This window comes from Actinomyces sp. oral taxon 169 (assembly GCF_013394715.1).
Taxonomy (GTDB): domain Bacteria; phylum Actinomycetota; class Actinomycetes; order Actinomycetales; family Actinomycetaceae; genus Actinomyces.
Window position 1 is genome coordinate 210,893 of record NZ_CP058259.1, and the last position, 26,116, is coordinate 237,008.

General features: G+C 68.8%; 25 protein-coding genes, 1 tRNA gene and 1 other RNA gene. 13 read left to right on the top strand and 14 right to left on the bottom strand.

The annotated features are described in order from the left end of the window. Window positions 1-30 precede the first annotated feature (30 nt). The 6 genes from HW274_RS00830 to HW274_RS00855 all read left to right on the top strand — a co-directional run bounded on the left by HW274_RS00830 (window position 31) and on the right by HW274_RS00855 (window position 3,861). Complete coding sequence (locus HW274_RS00830; RefSeq protein ID WP_260679129.1) at window positions 31-426, top strand: PTS sugar transporter; 396 nt, start codon at window positions 31-33, stop codon at window positions 424-426. A 36-nt stretch (window positions 427-462) separates the two neighbouring features. Continuing rightward, a complete protein-coding gene (locus tag HW274_RS00835; RefSeq protein WP_070658705.1) occupies window positions 463-651 on the top strand; it encodes a helix-turn-helix transcriptional regulator in 189 nt (62 codons plus the stop codon). Between the two features lie 130 nt (window positions 652-781). Beyond that, the gene (locus tag HW274_RS00840; RefSeq protein WP_075404701.1) at window positions 782-1,156 is read left to right on the top strand and encodes a hypothetical protein; all 375 of its coding nucleotides are present in this window, start codon (window positions 782-784) and stop codon (window positions 1,154-1,156) included. Window positions 1,157-1,403: 247 nt separating this feature from the next. After that, window positions 1,404-2,225 carry a purine-nucleoside phosphorylase gene (locus tag HW274_RS00845; RefSeq protein WP_185988993.1) on the top strand — a complete coding sequence of 274 codons (822 nt, stop codon included), beginning with the start codon at window positions 1,404-1,406 and terminating at the stop codon, window positions 2,223-2,225. Between the two features lie 67 nt (window positions 2,226-2,292). Beyond that, entirely contained in the window at window positions 2,293-3,027 is a 735-nt protein-coding gene (locus HW274_RS00850; RefSeq protein WP_185988994.1) for a glutamine amidotransferase, read from the top strand. Window positions 3,028-3,174: 147 nt separating this feature from the next. Continuing rightward, on the top strand, window positions 3,175-3,861 hold the full coding sequence (locus HW274_RS00855; protein ID WP_185988995.1) for an SDR family oxidoreductase: 687 nt from the start codon (window positions 3,175-3,177) through the stop codon (window positions 3,859-3,861). Between the two features lie 193 nt (window positions 3,862-4,054). Here HW274_RS00855 and HW274_RS00860 read toward each other — a convergent pair whose 3' ends face one another. The 5 genes from HW274_RS00860 to HW274_RS00880 all read right to left on the bottom strand — a co-directional run bounded on the left by HW274_RS00860 (window position 4,055) and on the right by HW274_RS00880 (window position 8,702). Further along, window positions 4,055-4,357 carry a hypothetical protein gene (locus HW274_RS00860; protein ID WP_185988996.1) on the bottom strand — a complete coding sequence of 101 codons (303 nt, stop codon included), beginning with the start codon at window positions 4,355-4,357 and terminating at the stop codon, window positions 4,055-4,057. Between the two features lie 159 nt (window positions 4,358-4,516). Next, entirely contained in the window at window positions 4,517-5,326 is an 810-nt protein-coding gene (locus HW274_RS00865; protein WP_256692492.1) for a hypothetical protein, read from the bottom strand. Window positions 5,327-5,995: 669 nt separating this feature from the next. Further along, on the bottom strand, window positions 5,996-7,444 hold the full coding sequence (locus tag HW274_RS00870; RefSeq protein WP_075254438.1) for an annexin A7: 1,449 nt from the start codon (window positions 7,442-7,444) through the stop codon (window positions 5,996-5,998). Between the two features lie 90 nt (window positions 7,445-7,534). Next, window positions 7,535-8,272 carry a glutamine amidotransferase-related protein gene (locus tag HW274_RS00875; protein WP_075254437.1) on the bottom strand — a complete coding sequence of 246 codons (738 nt, stop codon included), beginning with the start codon at window positions 8,270-8,272 and terminating at the stop codon, window positions 7,535-7,537. A gap of 46 nt (window positions 8,273-8,318) precedes the next feature. Continuing rightward, entirely contained in the window at window positions 8,319-8,702 is a 384-nt protein-coding gene (locus HW274_RS00880; RefSeq protein ID WP_185988997.1) for a DUF4190 domain-containing protein, read from the bottom strand. Window positions 8,703-8,943: 241 nt separating this feature from the next. Here HW274_RS00880 and HW274_RS00885 point away from each other — a divergent pair, with 241 nt between their 5' ends. After that, window positions 8,944-10,392: a uracil-xanthine permease family protein gene (locus HW274_RS00885; protein WP_185988998.1), complete on the top strand. Its 1,449-nt coding sequence runs from the start codon at window positions 8,944-8,946 to the stop codon at window positions 10,390-10,392. A gap of 455 nt (window positions 10,393-10,847) precedes the next feature. Here HW274_RS00885 and HW274_RS00890 read toward each other — a convergent pair whose 3' ends face one another. Further along, the gene (locus HW274_RS00890) at window positions 10,848-11,423 is read right to left on the bottom strand and encodes a LytR C-terminal domain-containing protein (protein WP_081376246.1); all 576 of its coding nucleotides are present in this window, start codon (window positions 11,421-11,423) and stop codon (window positions 10,848-10,850) included. 155 nt (window positions 11,424-11,578) lie between these two features. Continuing rightward, complete coding sequence (locus tag HW274_RS00895) at window positions 11,579-11,917, bottom strand: hypothetical protein (RefSeq protein ID WP_003788121.1); 339 nt, start codon at window positions 11,915-11,917, stop codon at window positions 11,579-11,581. Between the two features lie 389 nt (window positions 11,918-12,306). Between HW274_RS00895 and HW274_RS00900 the strand changes: the two genes are divergently transcribed. Further along, window positions 12,307-13,401 (top strand): hypothetical protein, encoded by a 1,095-nt coding sequence (locus tag HW274_RS00900; RefSeq protein ID WP_185988999.1) that lies wholly within the window; start codon window positions 12,307-12,309, stop codon window positions 13,399-13,401. 68 nt (window positions 13,402-13,469) lie between these two features. Here the strand turns inward: HW274_RS00900 and HW274_RS00905 are convergent, their stop codons facing one another. From HW274_RS00905 to HW274_RS00920, 4 genes are all read right to left on the bottom strand, one after another. Beyond that, window positions 13,470-14,177, bottom strand: a complete 708-nt coding sequence (locus HW274_RS00905) for a TetR/AcrR family transcriptional regulator (RefSeq protein ID WP_185989000.1) — start codon at window positions 14,175-14,177, stop codon at window positions 13,470-13,472. Window positions 14,178-14,388: 211 nt separating this feature from the next. After that, complete coding sequence (locus HW274_RS00910; RefSeq protein ID WP_185989001.1) at window positions 14,389-14,859, bottom strand: septum formation family protein; 471 nt, start codon at window positions 14,857-14,859, stop codon at window positions 14,389-14,391. Window positions 14,860-15,105: 246 nt separating this feature from the next. Next, on the bottom strand, window positions 15,106-15,717 hold the full coding sequence (locus HW274_RS00915) for a septum formation family protein (RefSeq protein ID WP_185989002.1): 612 nt from the start codon (window positions 15,715-15,717) through the stop codon (window positions 15,106-15,108). Between the two features lie 120 nt (window positions 15,718-15,837). Then, window positions 15,838-15,925: transfer RNA gene (locus tag HW274_RS00920), tRNA-Ser, on the bottom strand. A 278-nt stretch (window positions 15,926-16,203) separates the two neighbouring features. Here HW274_RS00920 and ffs point away from each other — a divergent pair. Continuing rightward, window positions 16,204-16,298, top strand: an RNA gene (gene ffs / locus HW274_RS00925) — signal recognition particle sRNA small type. An 89-nt stretch (window positions 16,299-16,387) separates the two neighbouring features. On the opposite strand, the gene HW274_RS00930 is transcribed toward ffs, so the two are convergent. Next, window positions 16,388-16,894 carry a carbonic anhydrase gene (locus HW274_RS00930; RefSeq protein WP_185989003.1) on the bottom strand — a complete coding sequence of 169 codons (507 nt, stop codon included), beginning with the start codon at window positions 16,892-16,894 and terminating at the stop codon, window positions 16,388-16,390. 111 nt (window positions 16,895-17,005) lie between these two features. On the opposite strand from HW274_RS00930, the gene HW274_RS12715 reads away from it, so the two are divergent. The 4 genes from HW274_RS12715 (at window position 17,006) to HW274_RS00950 (ending at window position 24,297) form a co-directional block, all read left to right on the top strand. Beyond that, window positions 17,006-20,734, top strand: coding sequence for a DNA polymerase III subunit gamma and tau (locus tag HW274_RS12715; protein WP_260679132.1), 3,729 nt, complete (start codon window positions 17,006-17,008; stop codon window positions 20,732-20,734). Window position 20,735: 1 nt separating this feature from the next. Further along, window positions 20,736-21,344 carry a recombination mediator RecR gene (gene recR / locus HW274_RS00940; RefSeq protein WP_003788101.1) on the top strand — a complete coding sequence of 203 codons (609 nt, stop codon included), beginning with the start codon at window positions 20,736-20,738 and terminating at the stop codon, window positions 21,342-21,344. Window positions 21,345-21,679: 335 nt separating this feature from the next. Beyond that, complete coding sequence (locus HW274_RS00945) at window positions 21,680-23,221, top strand: aspartate kinase (RefSeq protein ID WP_185989004.1); 1,542 nt, start codon at window positions 21,680-21,682, stop codon at window positions 23,219-23,221. Then, window positions 23,218-24,297 carry an aspartate-semialdehyde dehydrogenase gene (locus HW274_RS00950; protein ID WP_185989005.1) on the top strand — a complete coding sequence of 360 codons (1,080 nt, stop codon included), beginning with the start codon at window positions 23,218-23,220 and terminating at the stop codon, window positions 24,295-24,297. The genes HW274_RS00945 and HW274_RS00950 overlap by 4 nt, the downstream gene beginning before the upstream one ends. An 88-nt stretch (window positions 24,298-24,385) precedes the next feature. Here HW274_RS00950 and HW274_RS00955 read toward each other — a convergent pair whose 3' ends face one another. After that, window positions 24,386-25,132: a hypothetical protein gene (locus tag HW274_RS00955; RefSeq protein ID WP_185989006.1), complete on the bottom strand. Its 747-nt coding sequence runs from the start codon at window positions 25,130-25,132 to the stop codon at window positions 24,386-24,388. Continuing rightward, window positions 25,122-25,925, bottom strand: a complete 804-nt coding sequence (locus HW274_RS00960; protein ID WP_185989007.1) for a hypothetical protein — start codon at window positions 25,923-25,925, stop codon at window positions 25,122-25,124. Before HW274_RS00960 ends, HW274_RS00955 begins: the two co-directional genes overlap by 11 nt. Window positions 25,926-26,116: the final 191 nt, after the last annotated feature.

Below are 26,116 nucleotides of genomic sequence, written 5' to 3' on the forward strand. Positions count from 1 at the left end.
GGGTAAGTGGCTAATCAAGGGATGATCGCCATGCTCTCCGCCGTCTCCGCTCCTTCTGTCCTGGCCGCCACGTCGTCGACTCCCCCCGCTGTCACCTTCGTTGCTGGGGTGGTCGGTGGCATCGTCGCCGGGATCGTCCTCTACCAGCTCGTCTACCGGTACTCGGCTCGCCATCTGTCTGAGGTCCGTGTCGAGGAGGCGTCCGAGCTCCTCAAGAAACTCGGTGAACAACAAGTCGGCTTCGTCTGCGCCCTCCCCACCGGCATCATGGTGGGCTTCGTGTTCCCGGCGACCAGTCATCTCTCCACCGGACCACTTCTGCTGGTCGTTCACCTCATGGGCGCCGCCCTGATCGGTGTCTCCATCGTTGGTGTCGCGTGGCTGTCCCCGAGACTTCGTGCCGTCCGGAACACGGCTGCGGCATGAGCCGGTTGTCTCGCCGCGCCCCGGGCGGTGAAGACCATGGATAACGACGTGCGCAGCCTGCGCGAGGCTCGCGGTCTTACCCAGGCCCAGCTCGGAGTCGCCCTGGGTGTCTCCAGACAGAGCATCAACTCCATTGAGAAGGGTAAGTACGACCCCTCCCTTCCCTTGGCCATCGCCATCGCCCGTTACTTCGAGACCACTGTTGAGGAGATCTTCCATGTCTGAATCAGAGCCCACGCCGCCCACGCCCACTCCTTCCTCCGCTCCAGCGGCCAGTTCGTCCTCCCCGGGGGCGACGTCGAGTGCTCGGGCAAGCCAGAAGGCTACCAAGCGGCGGCGGTCCACCATCGGGGGCATGGCCTGCGTTGTCGCCGTCGTGATCCTTCTGTGGGTGGCGGCGTTGACGATCCCGATGTCCAACGGCTTTCTCTATGGTGGCGCTAGTGGGGCGTCAGTCGTGATGCTCGTCTACGTCGCCCTGATCGTCGCCAAGAGGCGCGGATACGAGACCTTCGTCGTCCGTGAGCTTGAGAAGCGGGGGGACGAGCGGGACAGGGCCGCCTCGCAGCGAGCCTGGGCACTCACTGGCGTCGTAGGGTTCTTCGGCAACGTTGTCGTAGGCGCCGTCGGTGCCTTCGGGGGGTCGATGAAACTGGCCCTGGTGGTCGTCCTGTGGCTCCAGCTGGTCAGCTTCATCGGAGGGAACATCTACTTCAACCGCACGATGTAGATCGTGGAGGTGTGCCCGAGCCTGCCGCTCGCTCGGTGCACCGCCTGGCCCGCACGCAGATCGACAGAATCTTCAAAATCGACCCGGAGCCGCGTCGATTTTGAAGTTTTGGTTGGTGAGCGTGGGGTGGGCGCCGGCGGCGACCATCGGCGTCTTCGCGTAGACTTCGCTCCACCGTGACCGGCGCCCCGCGCCGGCCATCGTTCCCTGTCCCACCGCCCGCCCCGGGCGCACCCGAGGAGAATCCATGGTCCAGCAGTCCGCCCCACCAGGAATCTGGGACGAGGACCCCGACGGCGCCTCCATCCTCCTGGCCACGGGCCGCGCCCGCCACGACCTCCTCGTCATCGCCGAGCCCGCCTTCCTGCGCGACCTCGACCAGGCCTGGGGGCGCCCCTCGGCCCGAGTGCGCCTGTCCTTCCTGCCCGGCGTTGAGGCTCCGAGCGCCCCCGGCCACGAGGACGCGCTCATGTCCTATGAGCGCGGTGGCTTCGGCGTCCTCGTCGCCCGTGGTCGCACCAGTGTGTACGAGGGCGGGGCCGTGCGTGGTGCGACGGCGCTGGCCCGGATCGCCAGCGGGGCCCGCCTGCGCGCCGCCCTGCTCGTCACTCGCGCCACCCCGCTGCGCGGCTCCGGTGATGTGGCCGGAGGCTCGGCGCCGGGACAGGTGCGCGTCGTTGCCGACCACCTCAACCTCTCCGGTGGTTCCCTCTTCCCGGCCCCCGGCATGGTCTCGGCTGGCTGGGACGCAACGCTCACCGAGCGCCTGGGGGGCCTGCGCGGCGTGAGCGGCAGCTCCGTCGTCGCCCTCGTGCCCGGGCCACTGCGCCCGAGCCCGGCCGAGTCCCGCGCTCTGACCTCCCTGGGGGCCGACGCCGCCGTCACCGACTCCGTGGCCGAGGCCATGATCCTGGCCTCGAGGGGAGTGTCGGTCTCCGCCCTGACCTACCTCGACGCCCCGGCCGCCGGCGGCAACCTCGGGCGGGCGCAGCTCTCCCTGAGGCAGGCCTCCGGCGTCACCCTGGCCGCCGTCGAGGAGATCCTCAGAGGCCTGCGGGCCGGCTCCTGAACGTGATTCTGGGAACGGCGTGGAAAAGGATGCTGCCCAGGCGGTCAGCCCCCGTTAAGGTCGTCTCGTGAAACCCTTCCTCTTCCTGGCCACCCGCAGCGACGATGAGCCCGCCGACGCCGAGTACGAGGCGTTCCTCAAGCGCACCGGCCTGGAGGAGTCCACGCTGCGTCGCCTGCGCCTGGAGTCCCAGCCCCTGCCGCAGATCGACTTGGACGACTGGTCCGGAATCCTCGTGGGTGGTTCCCCCTTCAACGCCTCCACCCCGCCGGAGAAGAAGTCCGCCACCCAGAAGCGCGTCGAGGCCGAGCTCTCCGGCCTGCTCGACCGCGTCGTCGAGGCCGACTTCCCCTTCTTCGGCGCCTGCTACGGCGTGGGCACGCTCGCCTGCCATCAGGGCGCCGTCGTCGATACCACCTACGGCGAGGCGGTCACCGCCCCTGAGGTCACTCTCACTGAGGCTGGCCTGGCCGACCCCGTCTGCGCGGGCGTCCCGAAGGTCTTCCAGGCCTTCGTCGCCCACAAGGAGGCGGTGACGACGCTGCCGCCCCACGCCGTCGTCCTGGGAACCGGTGAGGCCTGCCCGGTCCAGATGTTCCGGATCGGGTCCAACCTGTACGCCACGCAGTTCCACCCCGAGCTCGACGGCGACTACCTCGCCCACCGGCTCGGCTTCTACGCCGGTCACGGCTACTTCGCCGACGACGAGCTCGCCGACCTCCAGGCCCGCGTGCGCCTCGACGACGTCTCCGACTCCTGGAAGCTCCTGGCCAACTTCGTGGCCGTTCACGCCCGCGACTGACGGGCTCGCTGTCGGCGCGATGCCCCAGTTCGCGCAGCGCGGGAGGGGGTGCGTGCGGTGCAAGCGGGGTGGATAGTGGGGCACCACCCGGGGCGATGTGTCTGATCGGCCCCGAATGTTCTAGGAACGTACAGAAAGGACCCGCTTATGTCCCGCATCGTCATGATCGGAGGTCACGGCAAGGTCGCGCTGCTGGCCGCCCCGCTGCTCGTGGAGGCCGGCCACGAGGTCGTCTCCCTCATCCGCAACCCTGACCAGTCCGCCGACGTCGCCGCCACCGGAGCCACCCCGCTGGTTCTGTCCGTTGAGGAAGCCGATGTCGCTGAGCTCACCCGGGTCTTCGCCGGAGCCGACGCGATCATCTGGTCCGCCGGTGCCGGTGGCAAGGGCGGTCCGGAGCGTACCGACGCCGTCGACCGCGCCGCAGCCATCCGCTCCATGGAGGCCGCCGCCGCAGCCGGGGTCAAGCGCTACATTATGGTCTCCTTCATCACCGCCTACGGCGAGGTCCCTGACGACCACCCGCTGCGCGCCTATGCCATTGCCAAGATCGCGGCAGATCGGTACCTCCAGACCACCGACCTGGACTGGACGATCCTGGGGCCGGGTCTGCTGACTCTGGAGGAGCCCACCGGTGCCATCACGGTGGCACGGCTGGCCCCCGGAGCAACAACTGGTAGCGGGCGGACGTCGCGTGGGAACGTCGCCCGCGTCATCGCCGCCGTGCTCGCCGAGCCGGCCAGCGTCGGTAGGGTCATCCCCTTCTACGACGGCGACACCCCCATCGCGCAGGCTGTTGCTGACGTGCCGCAGGAGTACGCCGACCTGTCCTGAGGGCCGTTGTGGCCGTCATGCTCCAGAGCCTCTGATCGAGCTCGTCTGTGGAGGCGTGGTCGGCACTGCCGTTCCAGAAGAGCGCGTCAGTTCCTGCAGGGGGCGTGCTCGGCTCGTCCGCCAGAGCGTTGGCCCGTACCCGTCGCAGTGGGTACGGGCCAACGTCATGCGGCTATCCGTCTGGTGGCAGCTCCTACTTGCTGTCCGACATGGTGCTGGCCGAGGGGGCGGCCGACATCTTGTCGTCGCTCATCTTGCCGTCCGACATGCTGCCGGAGGTGGGGCTGTCGGACATCTTGCCATCCGACATCTTCCCATCCTCGGTCTTGCCGTCGCTCATCTTTCCATCGGACATCTTGCCGTCACTCATGGTGCCGTTCGGGGTGGAGGTCTGCTCCATCTTGTTCTTGTCGGCATTCGTGGAGCCGCAGGCGGCGGTGCCGACGGCGAGGGCGGCAACGAGCAGGGCGGCTGACACGATCTTGCGAGTACGCATGGGAGAACTCCTTGGTGACATGGGCTGGCGACGTGGCCAGGTGAGTGGTGGCGCACCGACGTAGTGCGTCGTCACCAGGAGTTCGGAACCGATGGGTTTACGGATGGGGGTAAGTGAGTGACTCTGCTCACTGTAGGTAGTGATGGGCGGAGGTCTCCCCTACATGTAGGACCGGTAGCTCGCGTACTGGGGCGGTTGCGTGCTTGAGACCGCCGGTGCGAACTGATGCGTCGTATGCCTCGTGGCGGGCGTGTGTCGGTGTAGTAGCACGATAATCCCGACGGCGATGGCGCCCAGCAGGATCGATGCAGCCCACGCTCGGAAAACGGCATACGGGAACGACTGTCCAATGCTGCTCAGCCCGAGCGCGGAGCCAATGGAGGTAGCGGAAATACCATATGCGAGGAGGATGTACATGTTCGTGAGAGCCATGATGAATGGGGCAACGCCGACGATGCGTGAGAACGCCACTCTGTGACGGCTCTGAGAGCCCAGGTAGAGGCTGATGGTCGCGATGAGGGCTGTGACGATCATGAGGATGATACCGCTGACGAGAGGTGCTCCTCGATAGTTAGGTGCGGCTGAGACCGAAAACCAGATATTGATCGTTCGCTCACTTGCGTTGGTGCCGCTCAAAAGGTAGCGCGCAGAATTCCCCAACTGGTGAAGAGCTGTGATGAGCATGAAGAGATTGACTGCTGATCCAAGTGTGACGAACCATGGTCGCGCAGTGGGTGTGTGTTGATTCATGATGGTTGCGGCGATTGCTGCGCTGCCGGTTGTCAAGAGGCACAGAATCGGCATCGGAGTGACAATGATACTGTCGTTGAATATGAGGATGTCGATGAGCAGTATCTGCAACGTCGCAGCGACCATGACTGAGGTGGGGCGATTCTCAAAGATAGTTTTCAGTGACGAAAAGTGAAGGACGAACCACCAAACACCCGGGGTGCTGAGTGCATAGAACATCAAGTACAGGATGAAGTTCAGTGTGAAACCCGGAGGGGCGGTGAATCTGGGTTGCCTGTGGAGGTCGTAGAGGACCCACGCGACCTGAGTTCCGCAAGCGATCAGGGCTGTGACGAGGGCGATGACCCGGTCTCGCCTCCAGCGGGTGGGTGAGGGCAAGGCGGTCGTGCGGGTGACGTCGAGCGGTGGCGCGCTGACCAGTGCTGGTGGCGTGAAAGGCTGTGGGGGCGCGGGGAGGGGCCCGGGGGTTGGGGCAGGGGCGAACCTGGGAAAGCTGGCAGTGGGCCCTGCCGAATAGGGATCGATATCAGCGCTGTTGGTGACGATGCTGCTGGCGGGCTGGCCGATGCTGGACAGGTGTGGCGCCACCGGCTGCGTCGGAGGAGCGGTCTGGGCCTGGAAAAGGTAGGGGTAGTCGACCTGCTGCCCGCTCTGGGGGCCGTAGCCCGGCGTGAGGGCCGCAGGCGGCGACGACGCGGGGGCGTGCGGTCCGTGTGGCACCACGCCGTATGGCGTCGCCGGGCCGTATCCGTCAGTGCCCGACGGCGTCGGAGTGGAGCTGCTCTGAGGTTGAGGTGGCTGCCGCATATCGGCATTGTGCTTGACCTGTCGGTCGGTGTCGATGACCGAGGTGATGTCGTGTGCCGACCCTGCGGCGATGGGGCGGGATCAGTACCCGCTCCCCCACTGCGACTGGGAGCGATGCTGCCTGCTGAAGCGGTTCTGCATGCCGTGGGGGCCGGCTGCGCCCGCGACGCCATACTGCTGCTGGATGTGGCCACCGGGAGGAGCGGCTGCGGATCGGCGTCCGGCCATCAGCGTTGAACCGATGAGGAGGGCTCCCTGGCCGATGATGATCGCCATCGCGATTCCTGTGCTGGATGGCTGAAAAGCGTACTCGCCAGCGGTGGGCAACCCGTAGGCGAGGACGACGACGATGTTATAGAGCGTCAAAAGTGAGACGGCGCTTGTGGACACGATTCGGAACGATGTGCTGGAAGGGCGCCGCATTCCCAGGAACAGGCCTGCGGTGGCCAGGGAGGTGACGATGGTGAAAATGAGTAGCCCTGCCGCGATGGGGAGGCCGGCGCCCCCTGATTCTGACCATATGAACCAGGCGCTGGTCGTGTAGTTACTGAGGCCCCTTCCTGCCGATATGCTCACGTAGGCCGATATGGCGAGGTATGAAATGTGTACGGCGCTGTTGATGAGAACGAACTGGCAGGCGCCCATGGCCAAGGTGGTGGGCCACGGCTGCGGAGTCCTTAGGCGCTGATTGAGGCGGATGGTGAGGATGGCGCCCACTGCGGTGACGATGAGTAGGAGGACAAAGGTGACGTTCTGCACGCTGGTGTACGGGTCCTGACTGTCGCCGGCGATGGGCATGGTGACAACGCCGTAGCCGAACCACAGTGCGAGCCCTAATATCTCAGTGACTGGCCGGTTGTGGAAGAGGTGTCGTAATCCGAAATAATGCCACCAGATCACTGGTGTGGCGATAATGAATAAGAGCGTCGAGATGATGGCTGTGTTCCACACGCTGCCCCGCGCCAAAGCGAGAAGAAAGGTGACATAGATGACGCCCTCAAGGGCGCAGCCAACGATCATGATGACCAGTGTCGCCGCCTTCAAACCGCGCCATGGCACATGGTGTGGTGCATCCAAGGGTCGGGATGATGTCGTTCCCGGGCGCGGGCTGCCCACCTGCGGTGGTCTGGCAGGAGAGGAGTAGCCCGGTGCGGTGACTGCTCCGCTCAGGTATGCCGACCCGGTGCTCGAGCCCGCGCCGTGCTGAAACTGCTGGAACTGCTGCTGTTGCGGTTGGTACGGCTGATATGGCTGATACTGCGGCGCGGAGGCCTGCACGGGCGCAGGCGGATAGGGCTGGCCCGAGAAGGAGGGAGCCCCGGGTGGGCGCAGCACTGACTGGGTTGGAATCGCGCTCTGCGCGGGAGGCATGTACGCGCCGTGACCGGCCGGCGTCGGCGCCTGCCCGTAGGTCGCCCCGTTCTGCGGGGCGCCCGCCGGGACAGAGCCATAGGCTGCCTGCGGCGGGTACTGCGGGTTGGCTGGGCCGCTGTATCCCTGTGGCGGCGGATAGGCGGGCGGGTAAGTCATGAAAACGTCCTGATGATCGTGGCTCTCAGCTCCAGAACCGCGCCTGGACCGCCGAGTCGTTCGGGGCGTGCGGCCCCAGGGAGCGGCAGCTCAGCTGCGGGAGAAGCGCGAGACGAAGTTACGGATGATCTGTCCGGCGTCGTGCGCCTCAGAGGACCGGGCCTGGGTGAGGATGTCCTCGCTCATGTCCGGGTCACCGTAACCGGCCTCGTCGTAGATACTGACACGCCGCTCGAACTGGACGGCGTCGAGCTCGGGGTTGAACTGGCAGGCGTAGACGTTCCTGCCCACGCGCAGCATCTGGACCGGGCAGTCCGGCGAGCTCGCCAGCAGGGTCGCGTGCGCAGGCACCTCCCCGACGCCCTCATAGTGGCCGGCGAAGACCGTGACCGCCTGGGGGAGCCCCTTCAGGAGCGGGTCCTCGCGGCCCTCGGCCGTCAGGAACAGGTCGACGGCGCCCAGCTCTTCACCGAACTCCTCCTGCGTCCCGGTGCCCAGGTAGGCGGCCAGCACCTGGAGCGCGACGCCCGTGGCCAGAAGGGGAATGCCCTCCTTGAGGATCACCCCGAGCAGCTCGCGGATCTGCTCCTCGACATTGAGCTGACTGCGGGTCTTCTCGGCCGCCGGCGTGTCCGCGTTGTAGGGGCTGGCCCCGATGAGGACCCCGGAGACATCGGCCGCAGTGAAGGAGTCGAGGAAATCGACCTCCTCCAGGGCGATGTGCTGCAGGTCATCGCGCGATAGACCGCTCTGAGTCAGAAAGGACTCGTACTCGTCCTGCGCCGCCTCGTGCTCGGGGCGCGTGGTCACCATGATGAAAGGCTTCACGGGACCACTGTAGGGGACCGGTTGATCGGGCGTGGCCGTGTGACCTCTAGACCACGAACAGTATGAGGATGAGGAGGCAGAGCCACAGGATGACGGAGATGGTGCCCAGAATGAGGCCCAGCCAGGCCAGTCCCTCACCGGAGTTGTAGCTGTGGTGCAGGCGTCGCAGCGCACTGATGCCCAGGATGATCGCGGCGACACCGACGAGGGGGATGAAGCTGAGCAGTCCGCACACCAGGGCGGCCGTCGCCCCGGAGTCGCTGCGGGGGCGGGGTGCGGTGTAGCCGGGGCCGGAGAAGATTTCTGCCGGATCGAGATTCTCGGTTCCGGGGAAGACGAATCCTGGGGGGAGTCCGTCGACGTACTGCTCCGAGCTCGGCGAGAAGCGTGGCGCGCTCTGTCCTGGCGTGGAGGTCCCGACGGTGCTCATGACCACATCATGCACTGTTGGCGCCCGCAGGCGGCATCCTTCCCGCGGACGAATCGGGTGGCACCCGGCAGGTGGCCGCCAGGTACCCGCGAGGAGCCTGGTCCGCGGGTCCGCCGAGCACGGGCTATGCTGAAGTCCCGGCAGGCTCTGCCGGGTCCTGCCGAGCGTCCCGCGGGTCTCCCGCGAGAGGATTTCCCACGGGACACAGTCATTCTCTCGTTGCTTAGGCAGGAGCTCACTCGTGTCCTCTTCCTCCTCTCGTGGCTGGCGCCTGCACGGCGATGGCCGGTCCATCGCTCCGGGCGAGGTCGTCGCCCCCGGTGAGCGCCTCACCTGGCCGCGAACCATCGGCATCGGTGTCCAGCACGTTGTCGCCATGTTCGGCGCCACCTTCCTGGTGCCGCTGCTAACCGGCTTCGACCCGGCGACGACGCTGTTCTTCACCGGTGTGGGCACCCTGCTGTTCCTGGGCATCACCTCCGGGCGCCTGCCCAGCTACCTGGGCTCCTCCTTCGCACTCCTCGCCCCCATCGGAGCGGTGACCGGCTACACGCGCGACAGCGGTGCCCCCCTCGACCCCCACAAGGCCGCCCTGGCGCAGGGCGGAATCATCTCGGTGGGACTGTGCCTGCTGGTGGTGGGCGTCATCGTCCACCTGGTCGGCTCGGCCTGGATCGACCGTCTCATGCCCCCGATCGTCACCGGCGCGATCGTCTCCCTCATCGGCTTCAACCTGGCCCCCGCGGCCTGGGGCAATGTCACGAAGGGCCCGGTGACCGCGGTCGTCACGATCGTCTCGATCCTGGTCATCACGGTGCTGTTCAAGGGCATCATCGGGCGCCTGGCGATCCTCATCGGCGTGCTCATCGGCTACGCCACCGCGGTGCTGCGCGGGGAGGTCAACTTCGACGCCGTCGCCAAGGCCCCCGTTCTGGGGCTGCCCGACTTCCAGGCCCCGGCCTTCGACGTGCGCTACCTGGGCCTGTTCATCCCCGTGGTGCTCGTCCTCATCGCTGAGAACATCGGTCACGTCAAGTCCGTCTCGGCCATGACCGGGGAGGACCTCGACGACGTCACCGGCCGCGCCCTGTTCGCCGACGGCCTGTCCGCCGTGCTCGCCGGCAGCGGCGGCGGCTCGGGCACCACCACCTACGCGGAGAACATCGGCGTCATGGCCGCCACCCGCGTCTACTCCACCGCCGCCTACGTGGTGGCGGCGCTCAGCGCCCTGGGCCTGTCCCTTCTGCCGAAGTTCGGCCAGATCATCGCCTCGATCCCCGCCGGCGTCCTGGGTGGGGCGGCCACGGTCCTCTACGGCATGATCGGCATGCTGGGAGTGCGCATCTGGGTGCAGAACCGCGTGGACTTCTCCGACCCGGTCAACCTCAACACGGCGGCCGTGTCCATGGTGGTGGCCATCGCCGACTACACCCTGGTCTGGGGCGACATGACCTTCAAGGGCATCGCCCTGGGCTCGGCCGCGGCCATCGGCGTCTACCACGCCATGCGCTGGATCTCGAAGCTGCGCGGCACCAACCTCGAGCAGGCCTCCCCGGCCTCCGCCCCCGCCGGCACCGAGCTGGAGGGCCCTGCCTACTCCAGCCGCGCCGCCCACTCGCCCTCAGCCGCCTCGGCGGCCCAGGCTCCGACGTCGTCGAGCGCCGATAGTGCTGGTGACAGGCGCGCCTGAGCTCCCCGCGGAGTCAGCTCCGCCAGCAGTCCAGTGTCCACAGCGCTGACATCAACCAACCAGCCGTCAAAGCAGTCAGTGGAGATCGTTGTCATTCTGCGGTTTCTTCTCGGCGTGCGGCGCTGGTGCACCTGTGATGTCAGCACTGTGGACACTGCTGGCGCGCCGTACCTCTGACATGGGCCCTTACAGGGAACCCGCTGTCGCTCCCGGCAAGACCGGCCTGATCCCGGAACCCCACCCGAGCCTGCGTCTCAGACGCTATGACGCTCTGAATCGGGAACTGCGTTTCCCGCCCAGGACGTCCCTCTCCTCCAGATAACTGAGGTCAGTCCCCAGTCGTCTGGAGGACAGCGCAGTCCTCGTCCGAGAAGGACGTCCTCGATCGAGGCGGGAAACCATCGAGGCAGGGCGTCGTCGTCGAAACGCTCCGGGTCGGACCGGTGGCCCGGGAGTCAGCTGGGCTTCTTCGTGGCGGCCTTGTCCGCCGGGACGCAGTCGTTGGGGGCGGTGATGGGCTTGTCGGCGCCGAGGAGCTTGATCTCGTCCGACTTCAGTGCGTTCTGCAGGTACTCCTTGCCCAGGACCACCGAGACCGTGGTGTCGTCGTCGGACAGGCTCTTGTCGAGCTGGACCGTGGAGTTGGGGAAGATCTGGGCCAGGGAGTAGGCGTTGGTCAGGCCGCCCTTGGACGCCATGATCTGGACCTCGCCGTTGTAGATGCCTCCCGGCCAGTCGTTCGCCGAGGTGATGTGCAGGTGCGCCTCCTCCAGCTCCTGCTGCACCGTAGCGGCCAGGCCCACTGATTCTGAGCCGTTGTAGATGTTGATCTTCTCGATCGTGGTGACGTCGACGGTCTTGGCGCCGCTGGGCGGGCAGGTCTGGGGCACGTAGGTCGCCGTGCTCTTGGGCTGCGAGAAGCCCGGGTTGTAGGCGGGCAGGATGCCCAGCGATACCAGGAGGCTCACGGCAACCGCGACCACCATGACGGCCAGGATGGCGCCGATGACGGTGGTCTGACGGTGCTGCATGTGCCGCCGGTACTCGGCGCGCGGATCTGCGGGACTACTCACGTGATCCAGGGTAATGGACGACGGCGCTCATCGGGTGGTGGTGGGCTCGATGTGACATGGGACCGAGCCGTGGGCGGGGTGTCGGGCGGGTTGCTGAGTGCTTCCGGTGAGTATCAGGCGCTCGGCGGTGCCGGGGCGAGCCGCGGCACCCCTTCCTCGGTGACCTCCAGGATGCGGGCGTGGATCGCGGTGCGCCCCTGCAGGGCGGCGCGCAGCGCTCGGTGCAGCCCGGTCTCCAGGTAGAGGTCTCCCTTGAAGGAGACGACATGGGCGAACAGGTCGCCGTAGAAGGTGGAGTCGTCATCCAGGAGGCTGCGCAGATCGAGGGTCGCGCGGGTGGTGGTGAGATCGGCCAGGCGGATCTGTCGAGGTGCGATGACGGCCCAATCGCGCTGAGTGGTGACCCCATGGTCGGGGTAGGGGGGCCTCTCGCGTACTGCCTTGAAGATCACGGCAACATCCTAGTGAATGAAGCGGCCGCAGGTGCGTGGGGGAGCCGTGGGTCGTCCAACATCGACGACGTCGACTGCATCAACAGCGTCAGCAGGATCGACTCGTCCCGGGGTGTCGGTCCGCTGGGTTCAACGGGGCCGGACCCTTCCGAGGTGGGGACACACTTCCGTTATCTGTCTCACTAGTTGGAATGTGGCCGACAGGACGGCGATTTCGTCATCTCTTTGTGATTGGCGTTATCGCTGCGATATCTGGTGGTTTACTGGGAAGGTGGGATGTCTGATGCCGGAAATCGGCGGCATGCCTGACCTTCGGACTGTTCCCCTCTGCTTCGCGGCTCTAGTACCGTGTTCGCTGCACCGACCTCGACCGAAAGGATGCCGCAGCCATGACCATCGCGGTCCGCCGAAGCGGCTTCACCATTCCCCTGTCCCTTGTTGTTCTCACCTCGACCGCCATGCTTCTGGCCGGTTGTCAGTCCGGTGGTGCCTCCAACGCCAATCAGCAGGGCACCACGGGTTCATCGTCATCTGCGAAGGCGCAGTCGACGGCCAGTGCCAAGGCGACCTCCGGCCAGAAGTCGGGGCACGCCTCTCCTCGCATCCCCAGTCCCACCGGTAAGGGCCCCGCCGACTCCTCCACGTCGCAGTCCTCCGGCTCCCAGTCCCGTCCCGCGAGCCCGCGGGCTAACGAGCCCCGTCCGGCCGCCAGCGGGACCGACGCCACCAGGGCGTTGGCCCCCGGCAAGACGGACGCTCCGAAGCAGCAGAACGGTGGCGCCTCCAAGGCCCCTCAGGCTCAGGGGAAGTCCGACGACGCCGGTAAGTCCTATGCCGGATCCACTCAGGCGCCGAGCTCCCCGGCCCCTGAGACTCAGAAGCGCTCGGAGCAGCCGGCGCCGGCCGAGAAGCCGGCTGACAAGCCCGCCGAGAAACCGGCTGAGGCGCCTGCCGACAAGCCCGCCGACAAACCGGCTGACGCGCAGCCTGCACCGGCCGACAAGCAGTCTGAGGCGCCGGCTGACAAGCCCGCCGAGAAGCCGGCTGAGCCGGCCGCCCCCGCCGACGAGCAGCCCAGCCAGGCAACGTCCTTCGTCCCGGGCAACCTCGTCTCGGAGAAGACCGCCATGATCGTGTCGCCGTCGGGCAATATCGGCTGCGACCTGTCCGCCCACTACGCGGGCTGCGGTGTGCTGTCCTACCGCTCCAACGGCACCTACGGCAAGGATGAGGCGGGCTCGCCGAAGTGGTGGTTCGATCTCAGCTCCGGGGGAACTCCGCAGCTCGCCGGCCGCAGTGAGGGTGCCTTCTCTCTCGACGAGGCCTTCCGCGGTGGCGGCTCCTCGCCCGAGGTGGTGGAGTATGGCCAGTCCGTCACCTTCGGCTCCTGGGTGTGCAGCTCCGAGGAGACCGGCATGACCTGCCGCAACACCGAGACCGGTCACGGCGTCTTCCTCAGCTCGGGGCGCTACGAGACCTTCTGAGCCGAACCCGAGACATCCTCGGTACGCCTGTGTTCGCCCTGGTGACCAGTCACCGGGGCGAACCCTGTTCACGCGGACTGCAGCGGGCCGGTGAGGTAGCGCTGGATCGTCGGTCCGACGACCTCCGCGAGGTGGTCGATGCTCGCGCTGGCGATGGGCTCCAGGCGCAGCACGTAGCGGATCATGGCCAGTCCCACCAGCTGGGAGCCGGCCAGGGTGGCCCGTTCGCGCGGCGAGGCGACTGACAGACCCGACTGCTCGAGGGCCTCGGCCATCGGGGCCGCGATCTGCTCGGTGGCGTAGTTCTGGATCGCTTCCGGGCTGCGGGTGTCGGTGGCCATCCACTGCAGCAGGCTGCGGAAGGTCGCGCCGTCGGCGTCGTCGTCCCAGGCCGTCAGCGACAGGCGCACCAGGCGGGGGCCGGCCGAGAGGAGATCCCCGCTGATGGCGGTGGCGATCTCCTGACTCGCCCGCATACGCAGGTTGACCGCCGCCCCGAACAGGTCCCCCTTGGAGCCGAAGTAGTAGGACACGAGTGCCGGGTCCACGCCGGCCGCCCGGGCCACCGCGCGGATGGTGGTGCCCTCATAGCCCTGGGTCAGGAAGGACTCGCGTGCGGCGGTCAGGATCGCTTCCTGGGTGGAGGACGGTCGGCTGCCGCCTTCGCCCGGGCGACGTCTGGGGCCTCGACGGCGCGAGCGGCCAGGGCGGCGCTCGGAGGGCTCGTCGTCGAGCGGAGCGCCGGGCTGCGGTGCACTGAGGGCGTCACTGGTCACTCCAGGAGATTACGAGCGCTGCAGCTGCGCGTGATGCCGGCCTCCTCTCCAACTCGAGAAGTTCCGGAAGAACGCGGCGCTTGATCGGGGTCGGCGTTCCCGGAAAAGTGTGACGGCTGGCCTCATTTTATGAAAGGCTATCGACGCGATATTCAGTATTGTTCAGGGTTTCGGGGTGGCCGCAGCCGCTCGGAAAGACGGTTCCAGGGGGCTACTTCTTGGAGTTCTTGGCCGAGCCCTTGACCTGTGACTTGTCCCCCTGGGTGACGACACAGGTGATTTTGCGGTCGCCCTGGGCCCAGGTGCCTTCGCCCGGCGTGAGGTACTCGACCTGGTAGCTGGTCTTGCCGGACTCGATCCCGACGTACTTGGTGAAGTCCTCGCCCAGGCAGAAGCCCTGACCCAGGGAGTCACGTGCCTGTTGCTTGGGGAAGTCCTTGATGTCATCGCTGAAGGTGGTCTGGGCGATGACCTCGTAGGTGTGAGCCTTGGAGCAGTCGACCACGACGACCTCGCCGATCGCCTGATCCCCGCCGGAGTCCTTGCTCACGGTGTTGTAGCACTGCCCGACCTCAAGGTCCTTGGTGGCGGTGGTGGTCTGCGAGGAGAACAGGCTGCAGGAGGTCAGCCCCATGGTGACGGCGGCGACGGGGAGGGTGAGGAGCGTGGTCCGGGTGCGCATGGGTCGAACCGTAACAGTCGGAATGGCGGCATTGTGCCGGTTTTCTGCAGGCTCCTGGTTGCGGCCGGAAAGGCGGCTGAATAATCCGGGATAAGGACCGGGTGGCGACATGAGACGGAGAGACGGAGAGTCGCCACCCGGCCGGAGTGGGAGGCTGGACAGTGTTCACGAGGCGTGGGAAGGGAGAAGTGATCCCCTCCATTCGTGGTTCGCCCGTGTGCGGCCGTCCTGCTCGTTGGGGACAGACTAGGAGTTCTTGATGGAATTATTCAATGGTGTGTTATCCCGGTTTTGGGCGAAGCAGACCAACGAGTGGTCCCCCTGGTCCCAGGAGGACTGTGAGGGGGTCAGGGCCGCCGCCCGGTACTTCTTGGCCTTGGATGAGGAGCCGACGTACTTCTCCAGCACCGGGTTGCAGACGGCGGTGACCTCATCCGAGGTGCTCGCCTCGGCGTAGGTGGAGGCTGTGGACTGCCCCGTCCCGGTCACCTCGTACTGGTGGGGCGTGGAGCAGTCGACGAGCGTCGCGCCCGTGGCATCCGTTCCGCCCTGCTCGGTCCCGTTGACCATCTCGGAGATGCAGTTGCCGGTCTTGAGGTCCTGGATGCTCGCGGTCTTGGCCCCGCCCTCCGCTTTAGCGCTGGAAGTGGCGGAGGCGTCGGGCTGAGGAGTGGCCGAGGGGGTGGCGTCGGAGCCTTGAGAGGGCTCGTCCTTGGACGAGTCCGTGGGGTCGGCCGTGGCCGAGGAGGAGGGAAGAGTGGAGGGGGTGCCCACCGCCTCCTCGTCGCAGGCGCTGAGGCTCACGGCGAGGAGGAGTGCTATCGGGAGGGCGATGAGGGATGGGATGTTCGTGCGCATGGGGCCATCGTGGCAGGAGTGGGAGGCGGCGTCGATGGGGAGGAGACCTGATCGGGAGCCTGCTGCGGACGGCGGAGGGGAGAATGGAAAAACCCCGGAATCACACGGATTCCGGGGTGGTGGCGGAGGATGGGGGATTCGAACCCCCGAGGGCTTGCACCCAACACGCTTTCCAAGCGTGCGCCATAGGCCACTAGGCGAATCCTCCAGGCGCTCCACGCGGCGACAACCACGTGCAACGAGAAAGGAATATATCGGAACGCCCATCCCCGGGGCCAGCCCGGGGTGGTGGGATCTGTCACGCGAAGCCGGTTGTGCGGCGTCGACCCCGCCAGGACGCACCAGAGGCCTTCAGGGCGTACCTCCCAGGACCGTCCTCAGGCCCTCCTGTCCCTGCTGTGCGTCCTCGAGCTCAGGGATGGGGTGAGCGCGGTGGGGCCGCACGCGGGCGGTTCGCAACCGGGGGCCGGATCGGGTAGTCTCTCGCTCGGCCCCTCGTGCGGCGTCATCCAGTGAATCCCCCAGGACCGGAAGGTAGCAAGGGTAAGCAGGCTCTGGCGGGTGCGCGAGGGGTCCTCACGTCTTCCAGCAGTGGCGGGGCGGTCTGCTCGGGCGGTAGGCCGGCGGGCTCGACGTCGCCCCGCGGTCCCACTGCTGTTGTAGGCCAGGGTCACGCCTCGGCGGCGTCGACCTCCTCCAGGCGGCCGGTGGCCAGGTCCAGGACGAAGCCGCGCACGGCGTCGGTGCGGGGGATGAAGGGCGAGGCCTTGATGCGGGCGATCGACTGGCGCACGCTGTCGGCCAGGTCGGTGAAGGCCCCCGGTGCCCAGGTTGGCCGCGCGCCGGTCTGAGCCTCCAGGGTGGTGCACAGTTCGTCGTCGGTGAAGGAGAGCATGCCGCAGCCGGTGTGGTGGATGAGGAGGATCTCCTCGGTGCCCAGCAGGTGCTGGCTGATCGACAGGGAGCGGATCGTGTCCTCGGTGACCAGGCCGCCGGCGTTGCGGATGACGTTCGCCTCGCCCGGGGCGAGCCCCAGGGCCGCGAAGACGTCCACGCGCGAGTCCATGCAGGCCACGACGGCGACCTTCTGCTTCCCCTTGGCCGCCAGGCCGCCCCGGGCGAGAACCTCGGCGGAGTAGGCGGCGTTGCGGGAGACAAGAGCCTCGGTGACGGTCATGGTTCCTCCGTTCCTCCAGGCGGCGACGCGCCGGCCCGTCCATCGTGCCAGACGGAACCCGACCCGCCCGGTCCCTCGCACGGTGTCGGCCCGGCCGATTAGGCTCGGGCCGTGACCACCGCTCTGTACCGCCGCTACCGCCCCGACACCTTCCAGGAGGTCATCGGGCAGGACCATGTCACCGCTCCGCTCATGGCGGCGCTGCGGGCCGACCGCGTCACCCACGCCTACCTCTTCTCCGGCCCGCGCGGCTGCGGCAAGACGACGTCGGCGCGCATCCTGGCCCGCTGCCTCAACTGCGCACAGGCCCCCACCGACACCCCCTGCGGCACCTGCCCCTCCTGCCGGGACCTGGCCACCGGCGGCCCCGGCAGCCTCGACGTCGTCGAGATCGACGCCGCCAGCCACAACGGCGTCGACGACGCCCGCGACCTGCGCGAGCGCGCCGCCTTCGCGCCGGCCCGCGACCGATACAAGATCTTCATCCTCGACGAGGCCCACATGGTCACCGCGCAGGGCTTCAACGCGCTGCTCAAGCTCGTCGAGGAGCCGCCGGCGCACGTGAAGTTCATCTTCGCCACCACCGAGCCGGAGAAGGTCATCGGCACCATCCGCTCGCGCACCCACCACTACCCCTTCCGCCTCGTCCCGCCCGATGTCCTCGAGGGCTACCTCGCCCACCTGTGCCAGGCTGAGGGCGTCGAGATCGGCCCCGGCGTCTTCCCCCTCGTGGTGCGCGCCGGCGGCGGCTCCGTGCGCGACACCCTTTCGGTCATGGACCAGCTCATCGGCGGGGCGCACGACGGCGGCGTCGACTACCAGCGGGCCGTCGCCCTGCTGGGCTACACCGACACCACCATGCTCGACCAGTGCGTCGACGCCATCGCGGCCTCCGACGGCGCCGGAGTCTTCCGGGTGGTGGACCGGGTCGTCTCCTCCGGGCACGACCCCCGTCGTTTCGTCGAGGACCTGCTGGCCCGGCTGCGCGACCTGCTCGTCATCGCCCTGGCCGGCTCCGAGGCCGGCGCGGCGCTCGGCTCCCTGCCGGTCGACGAGCTCGAGCGCATGGACCTGCAGGCCCGCACCATGGGGGCCGCCGCCCTGTCTCGGGCCGCCGACACCACCGCCCAGGCCCTGACCGCCATGGTCGGCGCCACCTCCCCGCGCCTCCAGCTCGAGCTGCTCGTGGCCCGCCTGCTCATCCCCGCCGGCGGCGCCGCCAGAGGTGGTGGCGTTGCGGCCGGGGGTGCGGCCGGGCCTGCTGGGAGCGCCGGACCGATGGCCTCGCCTGCCCCCGGTGGTGCGGGCGTCGGCGCGGGCACGGGAGCGGCCGGCAGCACCGTCGGCGCCGTGCCCGCCGGGTCGGGACGCGAGATGGCCGCCCAGATCGCCCGCCAGGCCTCCGCAGAGGCCGCCGGCCGGCGTGGAGGCCAGCGGCCCGAGAACGCCGGAGGAACGGAGGGAGTCGGGAGCCCGGCGCCCGCCGCCCCTCAGGCGCCCCACTCCGACGCCGGTTGGGGAGCAGCCCCCGCCGCGCCCTCGGCGCCCGCTGCGGGCCCGACGTCGACCGCACCGGCCTCGCAGGCCGGCCCCGCCGTCAGCTGGGACGGCCCGCATGACGGCGCCTCCGCCTCGCCGGGGCCCTCCGCACCCTCGGCCGCGGCGGCCTCACGACCGGCCGAGCAGCCGTCACGCGCGGCCGAGCCGGCCAGCGCCCCGGCCGCCCCGAGCGCACCCGCCGCGCCCTCGGCACCCGCTGCCCAGGCAGGCGCCGGTTGGGGGGCAGCCCCTGCTGCGGCCTCAGCACCCGTCGCCCAGGGCGGTGTCGCTGCTGGCGGCTCTGGTGGGGGCGAGGCGGCCGACGCGGAGATGATCCGCACCCGCTGGGAGGAGGTCCTCGAGGCGGCCAAGCGTTCGCGGCGCGCCACCTGGGCGCTGGTCGGCCCCAACTCCCGACCGGGCACCGTCTCCGGAGGCGTCTTCACGCTCCTGTTCGCCGCCCCCGGCCTCGTGGGCGCCTTCGAGAATGGCGGACACGGCCCCATTTTCTCCGCGGCCCTCCACCAGGCCCTCGGCCTGCGTCTCGAGGTGCACGCCATCGTCGCCGGCGACGACGGGCCGGGCGGTTCCGAAGGCCCCGGCAGCCCAGGCGGCTCTGGTGGCTCAGGAGGCCCGCGAGGACCGCAAGGCCCCGGCGGCCCCGGAGCTGCCCCCTCCGGAGCGGAGACGGCACACAACCCCGGCCCCAGCGTCAGCTCCGCCGTCGGCCACGACGCCGGTCACGGCGGGCCGCAGGGCTTCGACGGTGGCGGCGCCCCGGGCGCAGGCCCGAGCGGACCGGGACCACAGGCCGGCGCCTTCGACTCGGCGGGCTCGGCCGCCAGCAGCGTGGCACAGGACGTCAACGGCGCCGGGACGCACACCGGCGGCCAAGGCCCGGCCGAAGCGGCGGTCCCCAGCGTTGGCAGTGGCACCGACAGCTCTGGCCCCGGCGTCGACAGTGCGGAACTGCACGGCTCCACGGGTGAGCCGGTCGCCGCATCCGCTCCCGCCCCCCGGGGGCTCGCCACCCACGACCCCGCCAGTGCTGCACACGACACCGGCCGACCCGCTCAGGGCCCGGCCGTACAGCCGCCCGCCGCTGCATCGGTGCAGCCCACCGACGTCGAGCCGGTCGACCACTCCGGGGCGCGCCGGCCCGTCTCCACCACCTGGGACGACGGCTCCCCGATCCCCGAGCCTCCGCCCGAGGATGACTGGGGTGCCGATCCCTACGCCGAGGACGCCGGGTATGTCACTGCCGATGAACCGAGCGGTCCTGCTGCGCACCACGTGACGCCGGCCGCCGTCGCCCAGGAGACCGCGACCTCACCCGAGCCGCAGCCGGCCCAGGCCGGCGTCGATCCCGCCGCCCCCACCGAGTTCCAGGCGGTCTCCCCGGCATCCCCGGCCGCCTCCGCGTCCCCAGCGCCGACCGCCGCTCCCATGGCGTCGCAGGCATTCCCCGCTGCCGCGAACCCCTCCGATCCCGACGACGGCTGGGGGCCCGTCGCCATCCCCGGCGGGGGCTCGGCCCCGGCCCCGGTCTCCGCGCCCGCCGGCGGCGGCACCGACCCGGACGACGGCTGGGGCCCGGTCGCCGTCCCCGGCGGCGGAACCGTGCCCGCCCAGTCGGCATCCGCCTCCGCGCCCTCCTCAGGCGCAGGCTCAGGATTGCCTGCGTCCCCCGCGTCCACCGGCCCCCAGGCCGCTCCGGCCCCCACCTCGGCCCCAGCTGCCTCCGCCTCACCGGCCCAGTCCCGCTCCGCCCCCGCCGCGCAGGCGCCCAATGAGGCGCCCCTGGCCACCGTCCACCGTCTGCGCGCCCTGCCGGAGATTCCCGGCGGGGCCGCGTCCGCTCCGGCGGCCTCCCAGTCCTTCCAGCAGACGCCCTCCTCCCCGTCCCCGCAGGCGCCCGGAGCTGGCAGCGCACCACGCGCCCCCGGCGCCCCGGAGACCACCGCCGGATCCCCCGGCCTGGCCCCCGTCACCTGGGAGGGGACGGCGTCGAGCCCCTTCAGCCCGGGCCCGCCCCCCGAGGAACTCAGCGCCTCGAGCGCACCACCCGAGGACGAGTCCACCTGGGCGCCGTCGGGCATCGCCGGCTCGCGGCTGGCCGCCGCTATGGCCGCGGCCCGCGCCGCCGCCCAGGAGGCCGACACCGACTCCCTGGCCGACGACACCCCCAGCGAGGACGATCCTGACGCCGAGGACGCCGGCGTCGTCGGGCTCGAGGTCGTCAAACGAATCCTCGGCGCCCAGGTCATCGAAGAGGTCACCGTGACCCAGGAAGGACGCTGACATGCCCGCCGTCTACGAAGGCGCCGTCCAGGACCTCATCGACGAGTTCGGCGAGCTGCCTGGCATCGGCCCCAAGTCCGCCCAGCGCATGGCCTTCCACGTGCTCGCCGCCGACGCGGCCGCCGTCGAGCGCCTCATCGAGGCCCTGCGCGCCGTCAAGGCCAAGGTCCGCTTCTGCGAGACCTGCGGCAACATCGCCGAGGCCCCCCAGTGCGCCATCTGCCGCGACCCCCGCCGCGACCAGCGCGTCATCTGCGTCGTCGAGGAGCCCAAGGACGTCGTCGCTATCGAACGCACCCGCGAGTACCGGGGGCTCTACCACGTGCTCGGCGGCGCCATCGACCCCATCAACGGCGTTGGCCCCGACGACCTGCGCGTGCGCGAGCTCTTCAGCCGCCTGGGGGACGGTGAGGTCGAGGAGGTCATCCTGGCCACCGACCCCGACGTCGTCGGCGAGGCGACCGCCGCCTACCTCACCCGCATGCTGCGCACCATGGCCGTGCCCGTCTCCCGGCTCGCCTCCGGCCTGCCCGTGGGCGCCGACCTGGAGTACGCCGACGAGGTCACCCTCGGGCGGGCCTTCGAGGGCCGACGCCGCGTCGAGGACTGACCGGCCCGGTCAGGGGAGGGGCAGGCCCACCACACTTCGACCGAAACTTCAGAAACGACGCGGCTCCGGGGCGATTGTGAAGATTCTGTCGAAGTGTGGGCCGGCGATGGGGTGTAAGTCGCGGGGTGTGGGGCGGCGCTGCGGTCCGCGGACTGGGCGCTGGGGACCGCGTGATGTGTCGGCAACACGGCACGCCGTATGCTTGCCCCAGCCACGTCGTCGTGGGCGCCGCACGGCGACGGCTCCGCCCCCGGAAGCCCCTGCCAGGACGCCCGCACCGGCGCGGAGCACCTGATGCTAGACACGCACTGATTCCAGGACCCGAGGAGCGCCTTATGGCACTGGTCGTCCAGAAGTACGGCGGCTCGTCCGTCAGCGACGTCGACGCGATGCGACGCGTCGCCCGGCGCATCGTCGCCACCCGCGAGGCCGGTAACACGGTCGTCGTTGTCGTCTCCGCGATGGGGGACACGACCGACGAGCTCCTCGACCAGGCCGCCGCCCTGACCACGGATGCCCCCGCCCGCGAGATGGACATCCTGCTGTCCGCCGGTGAGCGCATCTCCGTGGCCCTGCTCGCCATGGCCGTCTCCGAGCTCGGCGTCCCGGCGCGCGCCTACACCGGCGCCCAGGCCGGGGTCCTCACCGACTCCAAGTACGGCAAGGCCTCCATCGTCGGCGTGCTGCCCGAGCGCGTGGCCCGCTCCATCCAGACCGGCTCGGTCGCCATCGTCGCCGGCTTCCAGGGCATCAACGAGGTCGAGGACACCACCACCCTGGGGCGTGGCGGTTCCGACACGACCGCCGTCGCCCTGGCCGCGGCCCTCAACGCCGACGTCTGCGAGATCTACACCGACGTCGACGGCCTGTTCACCGCCGACCCCCGCATCGTCCCCACCGCCAAGCGCATCGAGTCCCTCTCCAGTGAGGAGACCCTGGAGCTGGCCGCCCATGGCGCCAAGATCCTCCACCTGCGTGCCGTGGAGTACGCCCGCCGCTTCGGGGTGCCGCTGCACGTGCGCTCCTCCTTCTCCGACAAGACCGGGACCTGGATTTACGACGGCCGCCGCGAGGGCGCCTTCGTGCCCTCGGTCGTGGCCGCCCAGCTCGACGACGTCGTCGCCGCCGACACTGACAGCTCGCCCAGCGCTCCCAGTGCCCCGAGCGCCTCAAGCCCGGCCGCCCCGCAGTCCGCCGATGAGGCCCGGGGAGCCGCCCCGGCCGCCCCGGCCTCGCCCTCAGACCCCGCCGGGCTCGACGAGGGGCCCTCGGCCTCCGTCGTCGACACCGCGCACCGCAATGCCATCGCCGCGCGGGCCCAGGCCCGCCCCCGCCCGTCTGCCAAGGAGGACCACGTGGAAGCCCCCGTCATCTCCGGAATCGCCCACGACCGCAGCCAGGACAAGATCACGCTCGTGGGCGTGCCCGATGTCCCCGGCGCCGCCGCCCGCATCTTCGCGATCGTGGCCGGCACCGACGCCAACATCGACATGATCGTCCAGGACGTCTCCGCCGAGGGGACCGGCCTGACCAACATCTCCTTCACCTGCCCCGACGGCGACTCCGCCGCCGCCCGCGAGGCCCTCGAGGCCGCCCGCGAGGAGCTGGGCTTCCGGAGCCTGCACTTCAACCCCGACATCGGCATCCTGTCCCTGGTGGGGGCCGGCATGCGCTCCAACCCGGGGGTCTCGGCGCGCCTGTTCGGCTCGCTGAGCGAGGCCGGGGTCAACATCCACATGATCTCCACCTCCGAGATCCGCATCTCGGTGGTGGTCGACGACGCCGTACTCGACGAGGCCGTGCGCGCCGTCCACTCCGCCTTCGGCCTCGACGCCCAGGCCGCCGAGGCGGTCGTCTACGGAGGGACCGGACGATGAGCAATCCCGTGAACACCTACACCGGAGTGGCCGACGGCGTCAGCGTCGCCGTCGTAGGGGCCACCGGCCAGGTCGGCCGCGTCATGCGCGCCATGCTGGCCGAGCGCGACTTCCCCGCCCGCTCGGTGCGCTTCTTCTCCTCGGCCCGCAGCGCCGGGACCGTCGTGGACTTCCGCGGCGCCCAGGTCGAGGTCGAGGACGTCGCCACCGCGGACCTGAGCGGCATCGACGTCGCCATCTTCTCCGCCGGGGGCGCGGCCTCGCGCGAGCACGCCCCCCGCTTCGCCGCCGCCGGGGCCGTCGTCGTCGACAACTCCTCGGCCTGGCGTAAGGACCCCGAGGTGCCGCTCGTGGTCAGTGAGGTCAACCCGCACGCGCTGCGCGAGCGCCCCAAGGGCATCATCGCCAACCCCAACTGCACCACCATGGCGGCCATGCCCGCCCTCAAGGTGCTGCACGAGGAGGCCGGGCTCATCCGCCTCATCGTCTCCACCTACCAGGCCGTCTCCGGCTCGGGTCGGGCCGGGGTGGCCGAGCTGGCCGGGCAGGTGCGCGCCGTCGTGAACGAGGACATGGAGGGCCTGGCCCTGGACGGGCGGGCCGTCGAGTTCCCCGCGCCGGAGGTCTACGTCGACACCATCGCCTTCAACGCCGTGGCCTGGGCCGGGAACGATGCCGGTGACGGCTCCGGTGAGACCGACGAGGAGCAGAAGCTGCGCAACGAGTCCCGCAAGATCCTGGGGATCCCGGACCTGCTGGTCTCCGGCACCTGCGTGCGCATCCCGGTGTTCTCCGGCCACGGGCTCAGCGTCAACGCCGAGTTCGAGCGCGAGATCAGCGTCGAGCGCGCTCGCGAGCTGCTGGAGGCGGCGCCCGGCGTCACCTACGAGGACGTGCCCAGCCCCCTGAAGGGCGCCGGCCGCGACGGCACCTTCGTGGGGCGCCTGCGCGCCGACCAGGCCTTCGCACCGGGCCACGGCCTGCAGTTCTTCGCCGTCGGGGACAACCTGCGCAAGGGCGCGGCCCTCAACGCCGTCGAGTTGGCTGAGCTGGTCGCCGCCGAGCTGCGGGACTGACTGGGTTATTCCTTTTCCGCCGAGCCGGGCACTTTTCGCGTGAGGCGACCGTTCTTCGGTCGGGCCGCGCGAGAAGTGCCCGGCTCGCTTACTGCTCGGTGGACGACGGCGTCGCCGCGCTCCGGAAGATGCTGAAGAAGTGAGCCGTCACTGCGGTGGCGACGATCGGTACGGGGACGACTGTGACGGAGTAGCGCACAGCGCCCTTAAGGCCGTCCCAGACGAAGAAGCCGATGAGCACGGAGACGAGGCAGGTGAGGGGAACGATCGGAGAGATCGCGGCGAGCAGGGTGATGACGGCGCCGCAGAGGAAGTAGACAGCTGCGTCGAGGAGGAATCCCGCGCGAAGGGAGGTGAATGCCGCGGGTTGTGACACGAGCGGCAGGGAGATCGCGATCCCGAGCAGAAGGCCGAGAACGGACGTGGTGGCCAGGGATGTTGTGGGGGCCTCGCGGTGAATGAGGCGCCGGTACCAGCCTCCTTGAACCAGGCATGTGGCGGCGGCGGTGCCGAACATGATCCCGGACAGTGCCCACAGAGTTGGTGCGGCTTGGGAGAGGTGGATGTCGGCGTCCTCGACGGTCTCAGGCAGGCCTGCTGCTGCGGTGGCGATGACAGCGAAGACGGCGCCGGATAGTCCTTGAGCGCGGCACGACCCCCGTGAGAGGACCCCGAGGAGCGCGGCTGATATGGCGATGACCGTCAGCATGAGCCCGATCGTGTCAGTGTCGTGCTGACCCGCGTCCCGGGCATCCAGCAGGCTGAGGACGATAGCCGTGGATGCGAGGGGCGCCGCCGGCGTGCGCAGCTGCTGAAAAGAGATCTCATTCTTCATGGGTGTCCTTGTGCTGTGGTGAGATCTGGGATTCTGTGGGTTGGCTCAACGTGATTGGTCGTGGCTTCTTGTAGTGATACATGGTGAGAAGCCCGGCTGTGGTGGAGATGGCGAGAAGAGGGATGGGGAGAATATCGGCCAGGTAGATCCTTGCCGCCTCCTCGTTGTCGAAGGTGTAGTAGCGGACAAGGGTGATGACCAGATAGATCGGGGGAATGAAGGGTGATAGTCCGGCAAATGCAGTCATTACGAAACCGCAGAGGAATGTGATGACAGACATGCTGGTCTGTCCGGGGGTCGCCCATAAGCGAGGGGGTGAGGTGCTCACGAGTGGTGCGGACGCCAGGAGGCTGGCAAGTATTGCGACTGCCATTCTCCCGAGGAACTGGTCCGTGATGCTGAGAGTTGAGTGATGCTTGCTCGTGCGGCTGATGGTGGTGCATGTTGCTGCGGCCGATCCGCACATGATTCCAGCCAGGAGCCACAGGATTGGAGAGATCTCCGAGAGAGCGCTCCGTCCTTGTTCACTGTCTGCTGGCATGATCTCACCCATGAGGGCGGCGACAGTGAATACTGCACTTGTAGCCCCTTGTGCTTGCGGGGAATTGTAGGTGGCCACTCCTGCGGAGACTATCCAGAAAACAATTGCGGATAATGTGTTGAATGAGTCGATTGAAAATGAGGTGGAGTCGGGGTCGAGGCTATGCAGTTCCGTGAGTGCGATGATGGCGAAGGCGCTAAGGGCAACTGCTATCGGCGCCTGCAGTGGCCGGAACGGTTTGATCTCATTCATGTGGCGATGCTGCTCTTCTCAAGGGGTGGGAGGTGCCCGGCGTGTTGTCGGGGTGCTGCGGCGCCGTGGCTCGATCTGGGTGGTGCGTCGTCGGGAAGTGTAGTGAAGAAAATTGTCCGTGTCGGCGGTTGGAGTCCGCCGAATAGTGAATGTGGTGATGTCAGGCCGGTTGCCTGTGCCGGCGCACGAGG